Consider the following 19657-nt stretch of genomic DNA (forward strand, 5'->3'; position numbering starts at 1 on the left):
GTGCCCAAATTGGATACAATGTATCCCGTTTGACATCTATTTTAAGTATTGCAAAATATGAAAGGACTGATCATTTTGAAAAGTACAAGGATGTTAAAAATAGGGATGTGTGTTGGAATACTAAGTTTAAGTCTTGCAAGTGTAAAACTTTTTACAGGTGAACCGTTGCAGGTGGAAGCAAAAGAAAAAGCAGAGAAAACTAAACATGCAAATCATGCGACTCATCGAGAGTTCGCGCAACTCGAGAAAAAGTTTGACGCTCGACTGGGTGTCTATGCTATCGACACCGGGACAAACCAGACAGTAACTTATCGACCTAATGAACGGTTTGCTTACGCATCTACCTACAAAGCTCTAGCTGCAGGAGCAGTGCTACAGCAAAATTCAATTGACAAACTCGATGAAGTTATCACCTATACAAAAGATGACCTAGTCGAGTATTCACCAATTACAGAGAAACACGTGGATACCGGTATGACTCTTGGGGAAATTGCGGAGGCTGCTATTCGTTACAGTGATAACACTGCGGGGAACCTTTTATTCAAGAAACTAGACGGACCTAAAGGATTTGAAAAAGCGCTTAGACAGATTGGTGATAAGGTTACCATGGCTGATCGCTTTGAGACAGATTTGAACGAAGCTATTCCGGGAGACATTCGTGATACAAGTACAGCAAAAACACTTGCTACCGATCTTAAGGCTTTCACGGTCGGAAATGCGCTCCCAACTGACAAACGTAAAACCCTTACGGATTGGATGCGTGGAAACGCTACAGGAGACAAACTCATCCGCGCTGGCGTACCAAAAGATTGGGAAGTCGGTGATAAATCTGGAGCCGGAAGCTACGGAACACGAAATGACATTGCCATCGTTTGGCCACCGAATAGAGCACCCATTATCATCGCAATTCTGTCCAGCCGAGATAAGGAAGATGCTACCTATGATAATGAACTAATCGCGCAGGCTGCCAAGGTTACAATCAATGCTCTCAAGTGAGGGCATTGATTGTACCTCAGCTTTCTGATTCCCTATATTTAATACCATCTATAGGATAAAACTAGAAGCCGATTCTTTTTTATATTAAAAGAATCGGTTTTTTTACATTCTTATCATTACGATTATGCTAACAAGAACCATTATATTAGACGGGTGGTCCAAATCGTTGGATACTTACCCTTACCTCAAATTAAAGGATGATATAGCAAGAATCCCACTTTCTCGTTAAGTAGATACGGGAAGCATTACGTACGGTACCCTCTGATAAGAACTAATTTAAAGGGAGTCTGTCCTGTAGGAAACCATCTATTTCATACTGTAGTTGTATTAGAATGGCCAGAAAGTAAGTTAACAGTTTCAATGCAATGCAAAGACGAATGTTATTACTTAATATATCCCTATTGCCGTTTCTGTTCCGTTACTACACAAACCCCTAAGACAGTCGTTGAAAGAATTTTATTTTTTGTAACTTTTATACAGGAATTTTCATGTATAATAAAGAATATATTAATATATCATTTTAATGATTTATTTTGTAAAACAGTGATTATGAATGACCGCTTTTATTGAAACGCTTCATATTTAAATATGAGAGCGTGATAAACAACTCCTTTTTTCATATACATATAGAAAATAGAAAAGTAAGTGAGGGCTGCATATGACTGTATGGGGAATTTGGTTTATCATAGCCGGTATTTTATTTATTGCAGAAATGCTATCAATTACGTTCTACATGCTATGGCTTGGAATTGGGGCGGTTGTCGGAGGTCTTATTGCATTATTTGTTCCAGATGCAGTATTTTTACAAGTTGCTGTAGCAGCGATTGTGAGTTTAACGTTGACTTTCTTTACAAAGAAAATTTCAAAAAACTTTCGAGAAGCAAAAGGATTTACAGATACTGTGGATAAACTCGTTGGTAAAAAGGGGATAATCGTGCAAGCGGTTACGAAAGAAGAAAATGGTATTGTAAAAGTTGATGGTGATATGTGGACCGCTATTTCTAAGGGACCAATCCCAGATGGAGAACGAGTTATTGTTGTAAAGAGAAGCAGCACTGTTTTACATGTGAAAAGGGAGAGTGAATAAGAATGGTTGGTATAACTTTAACTATTATTTTTGCGTTAATTATCATTGTATTTGTTGCTTTAACAATTAAAATTATTCCACAGCAAAAAGTGGGCGTTGTTGAGAGATTTGGGAAATTTCAGCGCATTATGCATCCAGGTTTAAATATGTTAATTCCAATTGTGGATCGCGCCCGTGTTTACCATGATTTACGTATTCAACAAACAAATGTACCACCGCAAAAGGTGATTACAAAAGATAACGTGCAAGTAGAAATTGATACAATTATTTTCTATCAAATTGTTGATCCAGAACTTGCAACATACGGTATCTCTAACTATGAATTTGGTGTTCGTAACATTACCTCTGCAACAATGCGTCAGATTATCGGGAAACTGGAGCTTGATGAAACGTTATCTGGCCGTGAAAAAATCTCAACAGAAATCCGTTTAGCACTTGATGAAGCAACGGAAAAGTGGGGCGTTCGTATTGAACGTGTTGAAGTTGTTGATATTAACCCACCAAAAGATGTGCAAGCAGCGATGGAAAAACAAATGAAAGCAGAGCGTAATAAACGTGCTATTATCCTAGAAGCCGAGGCAGCAAAGCAGGATAAAGTTCTTCGTGCAGAAGGAGAAAAACAAAGTAAAATTTTAATGGCAGAAGGGGATAAAGAAGCACGTATTCGCGAAGCAGAAGGTTTACGAGAAGCAAAAGAATTAGAAGCGTACGGGGAAGCTAGAGCAATTGAAACAATTGCGAAAGCGGAACAAAATCGAATTGAATTACTACGTGCAGCAGATTTAGATGAGCGCGTGCTCGCATATAAATCATTTGAATCATTGATAGAAGTTGCAAAAGGACCAGCAAATAAAGTCTTCATCCCATCAAATGCAATCGAAACACTCGGCACACTTGGGGCAATTGGAGAAATTTTCAAAGAAAAACAAGTAAAGAAATTGCCTTCTTCTGATACACCAAAAGAACAATAAAGTGAAACTTTTCTCAGTGGAGGCTTCATCTTTCACTGAGAATAAGCTCTCACCAATCGGACCTTTACGGGATAACGACGAGAAAGAGAAATGGGCCGCCATTTCTCTTTCTTTTTTTGAGGAGGAAGTGATGAAAGATACGATTTTTCATTCTATATAAATCCATTTTGATTTTTCGACATATAAGCCGCGGCTATGGATAACAAAAGGTGATCTGCACTCGTTTTCTTTCTTTGTTTTCACTATGTCTGGGTAGGAAAAGGATCTGACCGCTTCTATGCATGGCCGGATGCTCTCTCCCGCCTAAAAAGAAGGGCTTTATGTCGGTTTTTTAATTTGAATTTATATAATATGAATGATTCAGTTGAGATGCACCGGTGGTATAAGACAAATAGTAAATGTTTACATGCTTACTCTTTTTAGCGGTCGTATTGAATGTAACGAGAACTGTTAAAATGTATATTACATAAAGCTTGTACATATCCATGTATAGAGAGGGTGATACATTGAAAAAGTATACAACTCACATACATGGGAAGAAATTGATATTTTTAATAATGTCATATGTGTTTGTAATGATAGTAGCGGCGTCTATGGTGACTTCGCTTTTACATACGATGAAGTCATATTACGCAAATCAATGGTTTGGAAGAGTATCCATACAAGGATTTATGCAAATGATTGAGACAGAAAATCGTTATTTTGCAGCTGATTTTTTTGAAACAAACAAACGTGAGTCTGTTGGTAGATTGCTTTTTTCGCTTGCAACCGATCTGCGCCTGCAAGATTTACGTACGTTTGTAGGAAAAGAAGTACCAGGTATGTCAAATTATTATTCTGATATTTTAGTAGCTGGAGAAGGTACAGACTATACAAATGTTCCGAATGAATCGAGTGTACCGTTAGAAGAAGTGACGAAAGAACGTGAGGTAGCAAAGAATAAAGTGGCAGAAGCTGATAAAAAGAATCCGGTGCAAAAAAATAGGAACGGGATTAAAGGAGAAAGCGCGGTATTTATTTATCATACGCATAGTTGGGAATCATTTTATCCTTTATTACCTGGAGCTACAGATCCATCCAGTCCAGATGTGAATGTATCGCTACTAGGAGAGAGGTTGAAGGAGCAACTAGAGGGAGAAGGAATACCGGTCTTTCATGATAAAACAAATATGGGAGATTTGTTAGCAAATAAAAAGTGGCAATGGCATCAGTCATACAAAGCATCGCATGGGTATGTGAAAGAAACGTTGGCACAAAATAAAAAAATCATGTTTCCGATTGATATTCACCGAGATGATCAGCGGAAAAAGGTAACGACGAAAGTGATAAATGGTAAGTCATATGCCCGATTATATTTCATCATTGGGATGGAAAATGAAGGGCGTACAAACAATGAGAAAATCGCTCGAGCAATTAACTCATATTTGGACAAAAACTATTATGGATTAAGCAGGGGAATCTTTCCAAAATATAAAAACAGTGGCAATGGTGTATACAATCAAGATTTATCAAAAAATGCAATGCTCATAGAAGTTGGTGGGGTCGATAATACGTTAGAAGAGCTCTACAACACAATTGACGTGTTAACTGAAGCGTTTAGTGAATATTATTGGGATGCGGAGAAAGTGAATCAATAATGGAAAAGGAACGGGGAACCGTTCTTTTTTTATGTGAATCGGACGAATGAAAATCCCATTATTTTTTTAAAAAATTGATAGGATTTCATAATGTGAAATAAATATGTTGTTTCAAAGGGGGAATCTTTTTATAATAATTAAAAATTCAGTCTCTTTTTAAAGGGAGGGATATTTCGTATTTCGAAACTTATTTGTTTATTAATTTTTGAAAACGTATACATTGGAGGGGTTATGTGTGGCGATTCGAACAGGGGCTCAATATATTGAAGGGTTAAAAGAGAGGAATCCAGAAATTTGGATAGGTGGTAGAAGAGTAACGGATATTGTGAATGAAGATGTCTTTCGAGAACCAATTTTACAAATTGCGAAACTATATGACATGCAGCATGATCCAGCGTATAGTGAGAAAATCACACATATTTGCGAAGAAACGGGAGAGAGGGTTTCTAATGCATTTTTAGTACCAAGAAACTATGAAGATTTAAAAGCACGCCGTGAACTGTTTGAAGTATGGGCAAAAGCTACTTTTGGTTTAATGGGAAGGACACCAGATTTTTTAAATGTTACAGTGACTTCAATGGCAAGTAATGCTTGGTTTTTTGAAAAGTTCGATCCTGAGTGGGGAGAAAATATCAAAAACTATTATAAACATATACGTGATAAAGATTTGTTTTTAACACATGCAATTATTAACCCACAAAACGATCGAAGTAAGGCGTCTCACCAGCAAGAAGATGCGTCGATGCACTTAGGTGTTGTAAAGGAAACAGAAGAAGGAATGTATGTGAGCGGTGCAAAAATGTTAGCAACGCTTGCTCCAATTACAGATGAAGTTATTATTTATTCCTATCCAAGCTTTAAACCTGGTGATGAGCGCCATGCGATTTCATTTGCGGTTCCAATTGATGCACCGGGGTTACGTATTCTTTGCCGTGAGCCAATGCAAGATGGAAAACGCTCTTTATTTGATCATCCGCTCGCATCAAGGTTTGAAGAAATGGACGCACTGTTAGTATTCCACGATGTGTTTATCCCATGGGATAAAGTTTTTATTTATCAAAGTGTTGAGGCTGGAAATCAGCTGTATCCTAAAACAGGGATTGGTCATCAGCCTGCGCATCAATCAGGAGTAAGAGGTCTTGTGAAACTGTCATTTGCAGCGGAAGTGGCAATTAAGCTAGCAGATTCTATTGGAGTAGATGGTTTTTTAAATGTACAAAATCAATTAGCGGAACTCATACAAGACGTGGAAACAATTCGTGCTTTGCTTCAAGTTGCGGAATATGAGCATGAAATGAATGCATATGGTGAAGCAGTACCGGCAAGATTGCCACTGGATACGATTCGTAGCTTATTACCAAAAATGTATCCACGTGCAATTGAAATTATCCAAACGATTGGTGCAGGTGGTCTTCTTATGTCACCAACAGAGGCAGATTTTATGAATCCTGAGATTGAAGATGATATGCATAAATATTATATTGGCCGTGAGGGAGTATCTTCTGAAGAACGCGTAAGGTTATTTAAGTTAGCTTGGGATTTATGTGGTGAAGCGTTTGGACAACGATTATTACAATATGAGCGTTATTACTCTGGTGATCCAGTTCGAAAAATGGGCATGTTTTATAATGCGTATAAGAAACAACAATCGCTTTCGTTAGTGGAAGAAGCTTTACAAGGAGCTAATTCATCCGAAAGTGCAATAAAATAATTTTTATTATTGATTACGCTTACATTTTGAGCGGAAGAGGAAGGAGCAATAAGTGAATAGCAAGAATTTTACTGTTAGGATGTAAAACTTCTTACGAGTTTTAGCTATGTATCAACCGAATTATATATGTAACTGAAATAGAGGAGGTAACGTATTTTGATAGCGTCCGTCAGTAAAATTTGTAAAATTCTAAATTGTTTCACGAGTGATGAACCTGTACTAGGAAATGCTGAAATCGCGGCAAAACTGAGTATGAATGCAAGTACAGTTCATCATCTTGTTCGCACATTATGTGAAGAAGGAATGTTAATTCAAGATGATCAAAGAAAGTACCGTCTAGGTTGGAAATTACTAGAGTGGGGCAATCAAGTGATGTTTCAACAAGAAATTTATAGCGGGGCAATTCCAATTGTGGAAGATCTCGTACGAAAATTTAATGGAACGGTGCATATTGGTATGTATGATCGAGGAGATGTTGTCTTTATTCTGAAAGTATCGTCAAAAGATTCTATCCAAATATCTACACATGTTGGATCAAGAACGCCAGCATACTGTACGAGTACAGGAAAAGTACTTCTTTCTTTTAATCCTTCTTTTCTAGAGCATACTGCGGGAAATGGTCTTATACCACGTGCACCGAACACGATTACCTGTATGAAACAATTTCAAGAAGAGCTACAGATGATTCGCAATCGTGGTTATTCCATTAGCGATAACGAAAATGAACACGGTTTATATGGAATTGCTGCTCCTATTCGTTCTTATACAGGGAGAACAATTGCTGCTCTTAATATTGTTGGTCCGATATCTTATATGCAAGGAAGAGACCGTCAAGTCATTATTCAAAGTGTAATGAACACAGCACAAACGATTTCAAAGGAGTTTGGTTACTTAGATATTTGATTGTAATTTCATCAAAGAGATGAGGAGGTGCGGATCATTTATATACATGAGGAAGGTGTACTAGAATTACAACAATCAGTTGTCGCAATCGGTGCTTTTGATGGTGTGCACAAGGGACATCAAGCTGTAATTCGAAGTGCGGTAGAGAAAGCGAAAGAGTTAGAAGTTGTAAGTGTCGTGTATACATTCGATCCACCGCCGCGCTCGTACTTCCAAGGAGCACGCGTGTTAACAACACTTCCAGAAAGGTTACATCGATTCAATGAATTAGGTGTACAGCATGTGGTCGTTGTACATTTTGATGAGTCATATGTAACAAGACAAGCTCATTGTTTCATTCAAGAGTTACAACGATTGCATCCGATTGAAATATGTGTTGGAGAAGATTTTCGGTTTGGAAAAAATCGTGAAGGTGATTTAAATTTACTTGCAGATTACTTCACTGTTTCTATCGTTGAAGCAGTTTGTTGTGAAGAGGGAGAACGTATTTCTTCGACAAGAATTCGGGACCAATTATTTAAAGGGGAATTAAAACGATCTCATTCTTTATTAGGATGGCCGATTGAAACGATGTGAATGTGATATATAAATACAAATTAAAAAACCGACATAAAACCCTTCTTTTTAGGTAGGAGAGAGCATCCGGCCATGCATAGAAGCGGTCAGATCCTTTTCCTGCCCCATACCAAGTGAAAACAAAGAGAAAAAACGAGTGCAGGCCACCTTTTGTTATCCATAGCCGCGGCTATATGTCGGAAAATCAAAATGGATTTATATAGAAAACGAGGAGGAATAAGTATGTCAAAAACATTACAATCTTTTAACCTATTAAAATGGATTGATGAAAATAAGGAATTATTAAAACCGCCGGTGAACAACAAAGTCATTTGGCAAGATTCAGAGTTTATAGCAATGATTTTAGGTGGACCCAATAGAAGACGTGATTTTCATGTGGATCCTTCAGATGAATTCTTTTATCAAATTCAAGGTGAATGTTATGTGGAATGTATTACGGAAGAAGGAAAACGTGAAGTTGTTACAGTGAAAGAAGGCGATGTGTTTATGTTGCCAGCCATGATTCCACATTCACCGCACCGCGTTGCTAACACGTATGGATTAGTGATTGAACGAAAGCGTAACAAAGGTGAACTTGAGGACTTTGTGTGGTTCTGTGATGAGTGTAATCATGAAATGCACCGTGTTCGTGTGCAATTAGAAGATATCGAAAAACAAGTGAAGCAAGCTATTCATAGTTTTAATTCAAATAAAGAAGTTCGGGCATGTAAAAATTGCGGACATATTATGCCAGAAGAAGTGGAGGAATGGAAGTGCGAATAGATTTTCATACGCATATTATCCCTGAAACATTCCCGGATTTTGAAGAGAAGTTTGGTGGTGGACGTTGGCCTATATTGAATCGTACTTGTACATGCGGAGCTGCCATTATGGTTGGCGGTAAGAACTTTCGTGATGTGACAGATCAAGTATGGAGTCCAGAAAAACGAATTGAAGATATGGATCGTGAAGGCGTCGATATGCAAGTTTTATCGCCAATTCCCGTTACCTTTTCATACTGGGCGAATCCAGACGAAGCCGAGCAAATGGCACGTATTCAAAATGATTTTATTGCTGAAACAGTTGCAACATATCCAAATCGTTTTGTCGGATTAGGGACGGTTCCGATGCAAGATGGGCCTACTGCAGTTCGTGAAATGGAGCGATGTATGACCGAGTTGAAACTACATGGAATTGAAATTGGTACAAATGTAAATGGGAAAAATTTAGATGATCCGTCTTTTATAACGTTTTTTCAAATGGCTGAAAAGTGGCAAGTACCAATCTTTATCCATCCGTGGGAGACACTCGGGCGTGAGAGAATGCCCCATCATAATTTTATGTACACAGTTGGCATGCCGAGTGAAACGGCACTTGCAGCAGCTACTCTCGTATGCAGTGGAATGATGGAGAAGTTTCCAAGGTTAAAGATTTGTTTTGCACATGGCGGAGGCTCGTTCCCATATATTCTTCCTCGGTTAGATCAAGGATGGAAAGTATGGCCACACTTGAGACTTACAACGCATCCACCAAGCCATTATGCGAAGAAATTTTACTTTGATTCTTTAAACTATGATCCGATGAATATCAAATATATGATGGAGCGCTTCGGTCATGAGAAAATTTTCATGGGTTCAGATTACCCATTTTTACTTCGTGAAATTCATCCAGGAAAAGTAATTGATGAGACATTGGAATTAACGGAGAAACAAAAGGAAGATATGCTTGGTGGAAACGCAGCGCAGTTTTTAAATATTGATATGAAAAAAAGAGGTGTGGTATATGCAGAAAGTACAAATACCAGAGAGTAAGCTAGCTGAAATGGGGCTCACATTACCAGCTGTTCGTCCGGCAGTCGGTAACTATGCAAGTTGTGTAAGAGTAGGAAATTTATTGTTTACTGCTGGACAAGGTGTTGATCAATATCATGGGAAACTAGGTAAAGATGTTTCGGTAGAAGACGGATATAAGGCAGCAAGGCAGTCTATGTTGAATTTATTAAGTGTTGTGAAACATGAACTTGGAGATTTGAATCAGGTAAAACGAGTTGTGAAATTACTTGGTTTTGTAAATAGTACAGAAGATTTTACAGAGCAGCCAAAAGTGATGAATGGTGCATCTGATTTATTAGTAGAGGTTTTTGGGGAAAAAGGAAAGCATGCTCGTTCCGCTGTTGGGATGGCACAATTACCGAATAATACAACGATTGAAATTGAAATGATTTTAGAAATTGCAGAGTAGGAGGTATGTGGTTTGAATAAAGAACTGTTAGCCGAAAAAATGAAGGTAAAAGATGCAAAGCTATTTATTGATGGACAATATATCGATGCAATTTCGGGCGAGACATTTGATACACTGAACCCAGCTACAAATACGAAGCTTGCATCTGTTGCACAAGGTAGTGAAGAGGATGCAAAGCGTGCAATAGATGTTGCACAGCGTACATTTGCAAGCGGTGTTTGGAGTAAAATGCCTGTGGAAGAGCGTTCGGAAATTTTGTGCAAAATGTCTGATTTAATTATGGAGAAAGTGGATGAACTAGCGTATATAGAAACGCTTGATGTTGGAAAACCAATTAAAGAGAGCCGTGGATTCGATATTCCACGTTCTGCACATAATTTTCGTTTTTTTGCCGAGATGGCAAAGTATATGGTACATGAACATTATGATAAACATAACTTTATGTCGTATGCGAAATATGCCCCTGCTGGTGTAACAAGCTTAATCATCCCTTGGAATTTACCATTTATGCAAATGACATGGAAAGCGTCAGCTGCATTAGCCGCTGGTAATACTGTTGTTGTAAAACCAGCCTCTTATACACCACTAAGTGCAGTCATGCTCGGTGAGATTGCCAATGAAGCGGGGTTACCTCCTGGAGTGCTCAATATCATTACGGGTCCAGGTAGTACAGTTGGAACGAAAATGACGACGCACCCTTCTGTAAGACGAATCTCATTTGTGGGAGAAAGTAATACAGGGAAAACAATCATGCGAAATGCTTCAGAAAACTTAATACCGGTTTCATTAGAATTAGGCGGAAAGTCAGCTAATATTGTATTTGAGGATGCAGATATAGATGAGGCTGTACAAGGATCAATCGAAGCGATTTATCGTAATCAAGGAGAAATTTGTTTAGCTGGTTCGAGACTGCTTGTGCAAGAAGGTATCTACGAACAGTTTCTTGATAAGTTTGTGACAGCTGTGAAAAAAATAAAGGTTGGAAATCCACTAAATGAAGAGACAGATATGGGAGCACTTGTCTCAGAGTCGCATTTAGAAACGGTTGACAAATATGTAGAAATTGGCCTTTCTGAAGGGGCAAAACTAGCTTGCGGAGGAAAAAGAGTCGAAAGTTTAGTGGAAGGGAATTTTTACGAGCCAACTGTTTTATATGACGTAGACAATAGTATGCGTGTAGCTCAGGAAGAAATCTTTGGTCCTGTTTTAGTTGTGATCCCGTTTAAAACAGAAGAAGATGCGATTCGCATAGCCAACGATTCCATTTACGGTTTAGCAGGTGTTGTTTGGACAAATGATCTCAGAAGGGCACAGCGTGTTGTTTCGCAAATTGATTCGGGTTTGTTATGGGTGAATTGTTGGTATGTTCGTGATTTACGAACACCATTTGGTGGATCGAAGGCAAGTGGAATTGGTAGAGAAGGTGGGCGTCATAGTTTTGAGTTCTATACAGAAGCAAAGACAATCACAATGAAATTGTAAAGTGAAGCTTTCATCAGTGGAGGGTTTACTGCCCGTCAATGTAAGGTGAAAATCAGAACCCATTATATAGAGGAGTTCTAAAAAAGAGGTGAAACACATGCAAGTGTTGATAAAGAAATTGGCGGATGAACTATTGCAAGCAGAAAACTCATGTGAATCTATTTTACCATTTACAGAGCGTTATCCAGATTTATCTGTTTCAGATTCCTACCACATTCAATTAGAAGTAGTAAATCAAAAGCTAAAACAGGGGCGGAAAGTAATTGGGAAAAAGGTTGGACTCACAAGTATGGCGATGCAACAGATGCTTGGAGTAAATGAACCGGATTACGGACATTTATTAGATGATATGAAAATTGACAGTGGAAGTGAGACTTCGATTGATTCATTCGTATCTCCAAAAGTAGAAGCAGAAATTGGGTTTATTCTAGCTGAAGATTTAAGTGGTCCTAATGTTACATATGTGGATGTGTTAATGGCGACAAAATATATTGTGCCGACACTTGAAATTATTGATAGTCGTATTGCTGATTGGAAGATTAAACTTGCTGATACAGTGGCAGACAATGGCTCTTCTGCAAAAGTAGTTGTTGGCGAAAAGCTTTCTATTGTATCCGAAGTCGATTTACGTACAGCCGGCATGGCGCTTTATAAAAATAATGAATTGATTGCTACAGGGGCAGGAGCGGCAGCGTTAGGGCATCCAGCACAAGCGGTTGCTTGGCTAGCGAACAAGCTAAGTGAATTTAATATTTCATTGAAAGCTGGGGAACTTATTTTACCAGGGGCGTTATCTGGTGCTGTGGCAGTGGAACGTAATGATGTAATTTCTGCACAGTTTGGCCCCCTTGGTTCAGTGTCTGTAACATTTTCATAGTTTTAAGGTGTGTAAGAAGGAGGGAACAGGCGTGGTGAAAGTGAAAGCAGCCATTATTGGTTCTGGAAATATTGGCACCGATTTAATGTATAAGTTGAAAAGAAGTGATGTAATTGAATTGACAGCTATGATTGGTATTGACCCCGAATCAGACGGATTGAAGCGAGCAGAACAAGAAGGATACGCTATTTTTGATAATGGTATACAAGCAATTATCGAGAATCCTAACTTAGCAGACATTGTATTTGATGCTACTTCAGCAAAGGCACATATTCGTCATGCACAAGTGTTAAGGGAGCTCGGAAAACTAGCAATTGATTTAACCCCAGCGGCATGTGGTCCATTTATTTGTCCAGCAGTAAATTGTGAAGAACATGTTGAAGCACGAAATGTCAATATGATTACATGCGGCGGGCAAGCGACAATACCAATTGTCTATGCGATTAATGAAGTAGCGGATGTGTCATATGGAGAAATTATTGCAACCATTTCTAGTTTAAGTGCAGGGCCAGGGACGCGAGCCAACATTGATGAGTTTACGATTACAACAAGGCGTGGAATTGAAGATGTGGGCGGAGCAGATTGCGGAAAAGCACTGATCATATTAAATCCAGCTGATCCACCAATCTTAATGAGAGATACAGTGTATTGTGAAGTGAAGCAGATGGATGAAACAGCTATTCGACAAGCGATTTATAGCATGGTTGAAGTGGTTCAATCATATGTACCGGGCTATTCATTGAAACAAGAACCAATGTTTGATGGGAATCGTGTGACTGTCTTTTTAGAAGTAGAAGGAGCAGGAGACTATTTTCCTTCCTATGCGGGTAATTTAGATATTATGACAGCAGCAGCTCTGAAAGTCGGAGAAGATTATGCACGTCGCATGATTGCGTTAAAGGAACGAGGTGTTATGAAATGAAACGAAATAGTGAAGTACCTATTAAACTAACAGAGGTTTGTTTACGTGATGGTAGTCATGTGATGAGACATCAATTTACAGAAGAGCAAGTTCGTTCAGTAGCAGGTGCGTTAGATACAGCTGGTATGCATTATATTGAAGTAAGTCATGGAGATGGATTAGGTGGTTCAACACTGCAATATGGAAAATCACTGGTAGATGAAATGAAGCTCATTGAAGCGGCAGTTGAAGAATGTAAACAAGCCAAGGTAGCTGTGTTGCTCATTCCTGGTATCGGTACGGTCCATGAATTAAAACAAGCGCAAGGCATCGGTGCAAGACTTGTACGAGTGGCAACGCATGTGACAGAAGCAGATGTTTCTGCACAGCATATTCACTTTGCACGTGAGTTAGGTATGGAAGTGTGCGGATTTTTAATGATGGCACATTCCGCACCTGTCGAAAAACTAGTAGAACAAGCAAAGCTAATGGAACATTACGGGGCACAAGCTGTGTATGTAACAGACTCAGCGGGAGCTCTATTGCCACATGAAGTACGTGAACGAATTAGGGCATTGCGCCAATCATTAAACATAGAAATTGGCTTCCATGGTCACAACAATCTTTCCGTTGCAGTTGCCAATACAGTTGCAGCGATTGAAGAAGGAGCGACGCGTATTGATGGTAGTGTTCGCTGCTTAGGAGCAGGGGCTGGAAATGCACAAACCGAAGTGTTGCTTGCAGTCTTGGATCGTATGGGATGTGATGTTGGCATAGATTTATATAAAATGATGGATTTAGCAGAAGATATTGTTGCTCCCATATTACCAGGACCACAAGAAATTCAAAAAGGCAGTCTTGTGATGGGGTACGCTGGTGTGTACTCGAGCTTTTTATTACATGCGGAACGAGCGGCTAAGAAATTTGGCGTTGATGCTCGTGATATTTTAATAGAACTTGGCAAACGCAAAATTGTTGGGGGCCAAGAAGATATGATTTTGGACGTAGCGGCTGAGTTAGCAAAAGCAAAAACGGGGGTGTAAGATGTGGTGCTAGTTAAAGGGATAGGTACAGAAATTATTGAATATTTACTGCAAGCAGAGCGAGATAGAAAAGAAGTTGTAAAAGTGACAGACAGGCATCCTGATTTAACGGTAGAGGATGCTTATGTATTGCAAAAACAACTTGTGCAGCAAAAAATGGCGGAAGGGTCCAAACGAATTGGAGTAAAACTTGGGTTAACAAGTAAGCCAAAACAACAAATGATGGGGATAAATGAAGCAATTTACGGATATCTAGTTAGCGACATGTTAGCGGTTGAATGGGAACCACTAAAGTATGAAACATTGATTCATCCAAAAGCAGAACCAGAAATTGCATTTTTAATGGGAGAGGATTTACAAGGTACAAATATTACAGCGGACGATGTACTGAAAGCGACGAAATATGTTGCTCCAGCTTTGGAAATTATCGATAGTCGCTATTTAAATTTTAAATTTACATTGCCTGATGTAATCGCTGATAATTGCTCCTCTGCAAAATTCGTATTAGGAAGCAAATGGGTGAATCCAGAGGAAATGGATTTAGCGAATGTTGGAATGGTTATGTCGAAAAACGGTAAAATGGCAACAGTAGGAACGGGAGCGGCTGTTCTTGGGCATCCAGCTGCTGCAATTGCTTGGGCAGTAAATAAGCTTGGTTTACAAAATGAAGGATTGAAAAAAGGAGATATCGTATTAAGTGGTGCTTTATCCGAGGCAATTGCTTTTCAATCTGGAGATGCGATTATCGCTCAGTTTGAAGGATTAGGTAGTGTATCGATGTTTTGCGAATAAAGAGTAAAGCGAGAGATGAGTATGCCAATCGTACAAATTCAAGTGATTGAAGGAAGAAAACAGGAACAAATTCAATATCTCATTTCGAATGTTACAGATGCGGTAGCAAAAAGTTTAGATGTTGATGCTGAGCGTGTGCGAGTGTTAGTGAATGAGATTCCAGGTTCCCATTGGGGTGTTGGAGGAAAGGTAAAAGGTATTGTGGAAGGAAAATAGTTTAATAGGAATGTGGTTATATAAATACAAATTAAAAACCCGACATAAAACCCTTCTTTTTAGGTGGGAGAGAGCATCCGGCCATGCATAGAAGCGGTCAGATCCTTTTCCTGCCCCATGCCAAGTGAAAACAAAGAGAGAAAACGAGTGCAGGTCACCTTTTGTTATCCATAGCCACGGCTTATATGTCGAAAAATCAAAATGGATTTATATAGAATAAAAAGCTATTCTTATTGATGAAATAAGAATAGCTTTTTGATTTTAAAAGGATACCCTCCATGTTAAAATTTTCTTGTTGGTCAAAATTATACAAGGGGATTTTAAATAAGGGAGGAGAAATGTATGCAGATACTATTAATTAGGCACGGGGAATCAGAAACTATGTAATATGAACACCTGTTTCCTTGTGTTTCATTTAATTAAGAAAGAAGATAATTATTCAAATAAAGAAACACAAGGATCGGCTACATGTTCAACTAATAAAATATGAATTTGTCCACGATGGTGATAAACGTGGGCGACGATTTCAAGTAACCATTCGAACCGTGAATAAGAAACACCCCAGTAGGCTGGCATTACTTCGGTTAGTTCCGTTTTTGAATAGGATTGAAATGTTTGGGAGAGAAGCTGAAAGCCTTGGTGCAATGTTTGTTGCAATTGATCAATTGTTTGCGGTGTTTGTTCCAAATAAAAGTTGTCTAATTCTTTTTGTGTAGCGCCGTTCAAAATAAGAAGATCTGCATGACAAATAAGAGAAAGATGGGCATACATTTCAAATAATGACCGTTTATTTTGTATCGGCTTACATTGTAAATCTTCATCTGTGAGTTTTTTTAGCATTTCTATGGCTGAGTTTATGGAAACTTCAAGTTGATGCAGTGCGGCTCTAACAAACATTGTAATTCTCCTCATCTCCGTATATAATAGTTTCTTAAGAGCATTATACCATATTCAAAATTCCGAAAATTCTAGTAGTTTGACTAGGAAAATGAAAAGTATTATATTATTTAAGTTCCAATTGAATGATAATAGAATGGAAAGCAATTATTGAGTTAGGAGTTTAGACCAATGAGTTCGAGATACGGAAGAGATACAATTGTTGAAATTAATTTAGATGCTGTGAAACATAATGTGAGAGAATATAAAAAACGTGTAAACGATAAAAATATTGCAATGATGGCAGCAGTAAAAGCAAATGGCTATGGACATGGGGCAATTGAAGTCGCAAAATCAGCGATTGAGGCTGGTGTGAATCAACTTGCTGTTGCATTTGTAGATGAAGGTATTGAACTGCGCGAGGCAGGGATTACTGTGCCAATTTTAATTTTAGGATATACATCAGTAGAATCGGCTGCAGATGCGATTCAATATGACATTATGATGACGATATATAGAATAGGAGATTTAAAAGGTATCGACCAAGTAGCAGAACGTTTAGGAAAGAAAGCCCGTATTCAAGTGAAAATTGATACAGGAATGAGCCGTATTGGTTTACAAGAAGAAGAAGTGGTACCATTTTTAGAAGAACTGAAAAACATGAAGCATGTGGAAGTAGAAGGTATGTTTACGCATTACTCCACTGCCGATGAAATAGATAAAACATATACAATGATGCAAACAACTCTATTTGAGAAAGCTGTAAATGCGGCCAAAGAGCTAGGGATTCACATTCCGTTTATTCATAGTTCAAACAGTGCCGGATCGATGGAGCTAAGTAATACGTTTCAAAATATGGTACGTGTTGGAATCGGAATTTATGGCATGTATCCTTCAAGAGAAGTGGACCATACAGTTGTTGCGATGCAGCCAGCTTTATCATTAAAGTCAAAAGTAGCACATATTAAACATGCCAAAAAAGGTCGCGGTGTTAGTTATGGTAATACGTATGTAACATCGGGTGAGGAATGGATTGCAACGGTTCCAATTGGCTATGCAGATGGGTATAACCGTCTACTTTCAAGTAAGGGACACGCATTAATCAACGGTATTCGTGTACCTGTAATTGGCCGTGTTTGTATGGATCAATTAATGCTCGATGTGACGAAAGCAATGCCTGTACAAGTAGGAGACGAAGTTATTTTCTACGGTAAACAAGGTGAGGAAGAAATTACAGTAGAAGAAATAGCGGATATGTTAGGTACAATTAACTATGAAGTGACTTGTATGCTAGATAGAAGAATTCCGCGTGTATATAAAGAGAACGGTGAAACGGTTTCCGTTGTGAATATATTAAGAAGAAACTAAAAAAGCAACTCGCTAAAAATTTTTAGCGAGTTGCTTTTTTAGTTATATATAGATACGGCTGATGGTAATGACGTACAAATGATCGTCTGTTCAGTGATATGCAGCGTAAGAGATGGGGCAAATAAATTGTAGAAAATATTATTGATGTAACAAATTATAATAATCATGGCTTGCAGTAATTTCAAATCCACATTGTTTGTAAAGTTTGAGTGCATTTTCATTTTTTGTTTCCACATCTAGCCCGATATTTTGGTGTCCTTCATTTACTAATTTAAGTACGATATGTTGTAATATATTTTTTCCAAATCCTTTTCCTTGGTAGGAGGGACTGACAGCAAATCCTGATATAGAAACGAACTCCTTTTTTATAGATATTGTTATCGTCCCTACTGCTATCTCGTTGAAGACAGCAACATATACTTGATGAGTAGGAGATGACATTGTTTTTTGTAGCCACGATGAGGTGTCTGTGACTGAATCACCAAAAGCTTTACTAGCAATTTCTAATAGAGCAGGGAAGTTTTCGGTAGATGCAGGAGTAAGTTGGATTTCAACATTTTGTTTTGTTTGCAATTTCACACCTGCTTTAAGCAACATACTATACTCGCTACATACATATTGGAATTTAGCCTTTTGGGCGAATTCTTTCCCACTTGTAGACGCTCCGTTTATGATTAATAAGACTTCATTGATGTTCCGTTTTTGTATTTCTTCCATAGCTTTTTGTACAAGAAGGCTCCCAATTTTTTGTTTTCTGAAATCAGGGTGAACGAACCCTAATAATTCAAGTTTCGTGGGTCTCTCAAACTCAAACATACTTAATAAACCGATTAATCTGTCGTCCGTATAGAAAAGAAAATCGTTTATTTGATTTTCTTTTCTATTTTTAAGGATATCTACATGTAAATTTGATTGATATTCAATTCTATCATTTTCTTCACAAGTGTGAACTAATTCGATAATTCTTTGAATGTCATCCATTGTTAATGTTTTCTTTTTTTGAATATGCAAGTGGTCACGCTCCATTTTATGTAGTATGCAACTCTTACTATTGAAATCTTTTTTCTAAGTAATATTGTGTATGACCTTGCGGGAAATCTTCAACAATACCATACACTGTAAAACCATGTTTCTTATAAAATTCAGGTGCTTGGAAGCTAAATGTATCTAGTTTTATCAGTCTGCATTTCTTTTCTTTTGCAATTTTTTCGGCTTCCTGTAACAATTTGCTTCCATAACCGTGATGACGTATGTTCTCATCAATCCATAAGATATCAACGTGTAAACATTGCCAAAAGATGACACCGGTTAGTCCAGCGACAATTTCTTCATCTTCATTCTTAATTGTTAAGCAAACATCTTCAGTAGGTGAATTGGCCTTTGGAGGGACTTTTGTTTGATTAAATGAGATTAATTGTTTTCTAATATAATCTCTATCTTTTGGATTCCATTTATTTTGAATTTGCATGTTTTATTCTCCTAATGAGTAAGTATGGTAAAGCGATTAAAAGAAAGCAGGCTGATGTAACCATTCCTCTAAATCTACATGCCTTTGGACAGATAGTAAGCGATACACATATCGGTATGCTTCTTTGCACTGCTCTAAATCAGGAATGGGCATACTTATGTACATTTCTTGGATCGATCCCGAATAGTTGCTTGCATCCCCACCAAAAATCATTATTAAGTTCTCCCTGCATTTTGGAAGAGCAGACAATTACTTCTTCAGCTTCTGTTTTTACGAGCCAGACGTCGCTTGCGTGATCTTCATAGCCAGGATGTAATGTTTGTATAGATAGAATAGGGGAAGAAAACAGTTTTTGTAACATGGACAACCTCCTTTTTTCTAAAAATTCAATAAAAATAATTATATACTATATGGGGAAATAATGCGTAAAAATTTCCAAATTAGTGTCAAATTTGTGTAAATAAAGCAATTTCTTTGCGTATAAAGTGAAAATTCGATATGATAAAACTAAGAAAATATATCTGTTTTGGGGG

At 38.0% G+C, this 19657-nt stretch carries 21 protein-coding genes and 1 pseudogene; 17 read left to right on the plus strand and 5 right to left on the minus strand.

What is annotated here, in order from left to right; genetic code table 11:
* Window positions 1-57 precede the first annotated feature (57 nt).
* The 16 genes from bla to QUF99_RS13640 all read left to right on the plus strand — a co-directional run bounded on the left by bla (window position 58) and on the right by QUF99_RS13640 (window position 15412).
* Window positions 58-996, plus strand: coding sequence for a class A beta-lactamase (gene bla, locus QUF99_RS13565; protein ID WP_289370710.1), 939 nt, complete (start codon window positions 58-60; stop codon window positions 994-996).
* 658 nt (window positions 997-1654) lie between these two features.
* Window positions 1655-2083 carry an NfeD family protein gene (locus tag QUF99_RS13570; RefSeq protein ID WP_289370712.1) on the plus strand — a complete coding sequence of 143 codons (429 nt, stop codon included), beginning with the start codon at window positions 1655-1657 and terminating at the stop codon, window positions 2081-2083.
* 2 nt (window positions 2084-2085) lie between these two features.
* Entirely contained in the window at window positions 2086-3054 is a 969-nt protein-coding gene (locus tag QUF99_RS13575; protein WP_289370714.1) for an SPFH domain-containing protein, read from the plus strand.
* A 485-nt stretch (window positions 3055-3539) separates the two neighbouring features.
* Window positions 3540-4691: a stage II sporulation protein P gene (spoIIP, locus tag QUF99_RS13580; RefSeq protein WP_289370715.1), complete on the plus strand. Its 1152-nt coding sequence runs from the start codon at window positions 3540-3542 to the stop codon at window positions 4689-4691.
* A 235-nt stretch (window positions 4692-4926) separates the two neighbouring features.
* Window positions 4927-6402 (plus strand): 4-hydroxyphenylacetate 3-hydroxylase family protein, encoded by a 1476-nt coding sequence (locus QUF99_RS13585; RefSeq protein ID WP_289370716.1) that lies wholly within the window; start codon window positions 4927-4929, stop codon window positions 6400-6402.
* A 156-nt stretch (window positions 6403-6558) separates the two neighbouring features.
* Window positions 6559-7305, plus strand: a complete 747-nt coding sequence (locus QUF99_RS13590) for an IclR family transcriptional regulator (RefSeq protein ID WP_286124707.1) — start codon at window positions 6559-6561, stop codon at window positions 7303-7305.
* A gap of 27 nt (window positions 7306-7332) precedes the next feature.
* Window positions 7333-7881 (plus strand): adenylyltransferase/cytidyltransferase family protein, encoded by a 549-nt coding sequence (locus tag QUF99_RS13595; protein ID WP_289370717.1) that lies wholly within the window; start codon window positions 7333-7335, stop codon window positions 7879-7881.
* A gap of 222 nt (window positions 7882-8103) precedes the next feature.
* Window positions 8104-8643, plus strand: a complete 540-nt coding sequence (nbaC, locus tag QUF99_RS13600) for a 3-hydroxyanthranilate 3,4-dioxygenase (protein WP_286124709.1) — start codon at window positions 8104-8106, stop codon at window positions 8641-8643.
* Window positions 8628-9671: an amidohydrolase family protein gene (locus QUF99_RS13605; RefSeq protein WP_289370718.1), complete on the plus strand. Its 1044-nt coding sequence runs from the start codon at window positions 8628-8630 to the stop codon at window positions 9669-9671. The genes nbaC and QUF99_RS13605 overlap by 16 nt, the downstream gene beginning before the upstream one ends.
* Window positions 9643-10101: a RidA family protein gene (locus QUF99_RS13610; protein WP_289370720.1), complete on the plus strand. Its 459-nt coding sequence runs from the start codon at window positions 9643-9645 to the stop codon at window positions 10099-10101. The genes QUF99_RS13605 and QUF99_RS13610 overlap by 29 nt, the downstream gene beginning before the upstream one ends.
* 12 nt (window positions 10102-10113) lie before the next feature.
* Window positions 10114-11583: an aldehyde dehydrogenase gene (locus QUF99_RS13615; RefSeq protein WP_289370722.1), complete on the plus strand. Its 1470-nt coding sequence runs from the start codon at window positions 10114-10116 to the stop codon at window positions 11581-11583.
* 97 nt (window positions 11584-11680) lie between these two features.
* Complete coding sequence (locus QUF99_RS13620; RefSeq protein WP_289370723.1) at window positions 11681-12460, plus strand: 2-keto-4-pentenoate hydratase; 780 nt, start codon at window positions 11681-11683, stop codon at window positions 12458-12460.
* Between the two features lie 31 nt (window positions 12461-12491).
* Window positions 12492-13382 carry an acetaldehyde dehydrogenase (acetylating) gene (locus QUF99_RS13625; RefSeq protein WP_289370725.1) on the plus strand — a complete coding sequence of 297 codons (891 nt, stop codon included), beginning with the start codon at window positions 12492-12494 and terminating at the stop codon, window positions 13380-13382.
* A complete protein-coding gene (gene dmpG, locus QUF99_RS13630; protein ID WP_289370727.1) occupies window positions 13379-14404 on the plus strand; it encodes a 4-hydroxy-2-oxovalerate aldolase in 1026 nt (341 codons plus the stop codon). The genes QUF99_RS13625 and dmpG overlap by 4 nt, the downstream gene beginning before the upstream one ends.
* A 3-nt stretch (window positions 14405-14407) precedes the next feature.
* A complete protein-coding gene (locus QUF99_RS13635; RefSeq protein WP_289370729.1) occupies window positions 14408-15196 on the plus strand; it encodes a 2-keto-4-pentenoate hydratase in 789 nt (262 codons plus the stop codon).
* A gap of 15 nt (window positions 15197-15211) precedes the next feature.
* Window positions 15212-15412, plus strand: coding sequence for a 4-oxalocrotonate tautomerase (locus QUF99_RS13640; protein WP_289370730.1), 201 nt, complete (start codon window positions 15212-15214; stop codon window positions 15410-15412).
* A gap of 435 nt (window positions 15413-15847) precedes the next feature.
* On the opposite strand, the gene QUF99_RS13645 is transcribed toward QUF99_RS13640, so the two are convergent.
* Window positions 15848-16309 carry a DinB family protein gene (locus QUF99_RS13645; protein ID WP_289370731.1) on the minus strand — a complete coding sequence of 154 codons (462 nt, stop codon included), beginning with the start codon at window positions 16307-16309 and terminating at the stop codon, window positions 15848-15850.
* Window positions 16310-16480: 171 nt separating this feature from the next.
* On the opposite strand from QUF99_RS13645, the gene alr reads away from it, so the two are divergent.
* A complete protein-coding gene (gene alr / locus QUF99_RS13650) occupies window positions 16481-17656 on the plus strand; it encodes an alanine racemase (RefSeq protein WP_289370732.1) in 1176 nt (391 codons plus the stop codon).
* A gap of 138 nt (window positions 17657-17794) precedes the next feature.
* Here alr and QUF99_RS13655 read toward each other — a convergent pair whose 3' ends face one another.
* From QUF99_RS13655 to QUF99_RS13670, 4 genes and pseudogenes are all read right to left on the minus strand, one after another.
* Window positions 17795-18667: a GNAT family N-acetyltransferase gene (locus QUF99_RS13655; RefSeq protein ID WP_289370733.1), complete on the minus strand. Its 873-nt coding sequence runs from the start codon at window positions 18665-18667 to the stop codon at window positions 17795-17797.
* 37 nt (window positions 18668-18704) lie between these two features.
* On the minus strand, window positions 18705-19124 hold the full coding sequence (locus QUF99_RS13660) for a GNAT family N-acetyltransferase (RefSeq protein ID WP_289370735.1): 420 nt from the start codon (window positions 19122-19124) through the stop codon (window positions 18705-18707).
* A gap of 36 nt (window positions 19125-19160) precedes the next feature.
* Window positions 19161-19337, minus strand: a complete 177-nt coding sequence (locus tag QUF99_RS13665; protein WP_289370737.1) for a hypothetical protein — start codon at window positions 19335-19337, stop codon at window positions 19161-19163.
* Window positions 19279-19485, minus strand: a pseudogene (locus tag QUF99_RS13670) (nitrate reductase); the annotation flags it as partial. The pseudogene QUF99_RS13670 and the gene QUF99_RS13665, both read right to left, overlap by 59 nt.
* Window positions 19486-19657: the final 172 nt, after the last annotated feature.

It is taken from the genome of Bacillus sp. DX4.1, from assembly GCF_030348195.1.
Taxonomy (GTDB): Bacteria; Bacillota; Bacilli; order Bacillales; family Bacillaceae_G; genus Bacillus_A.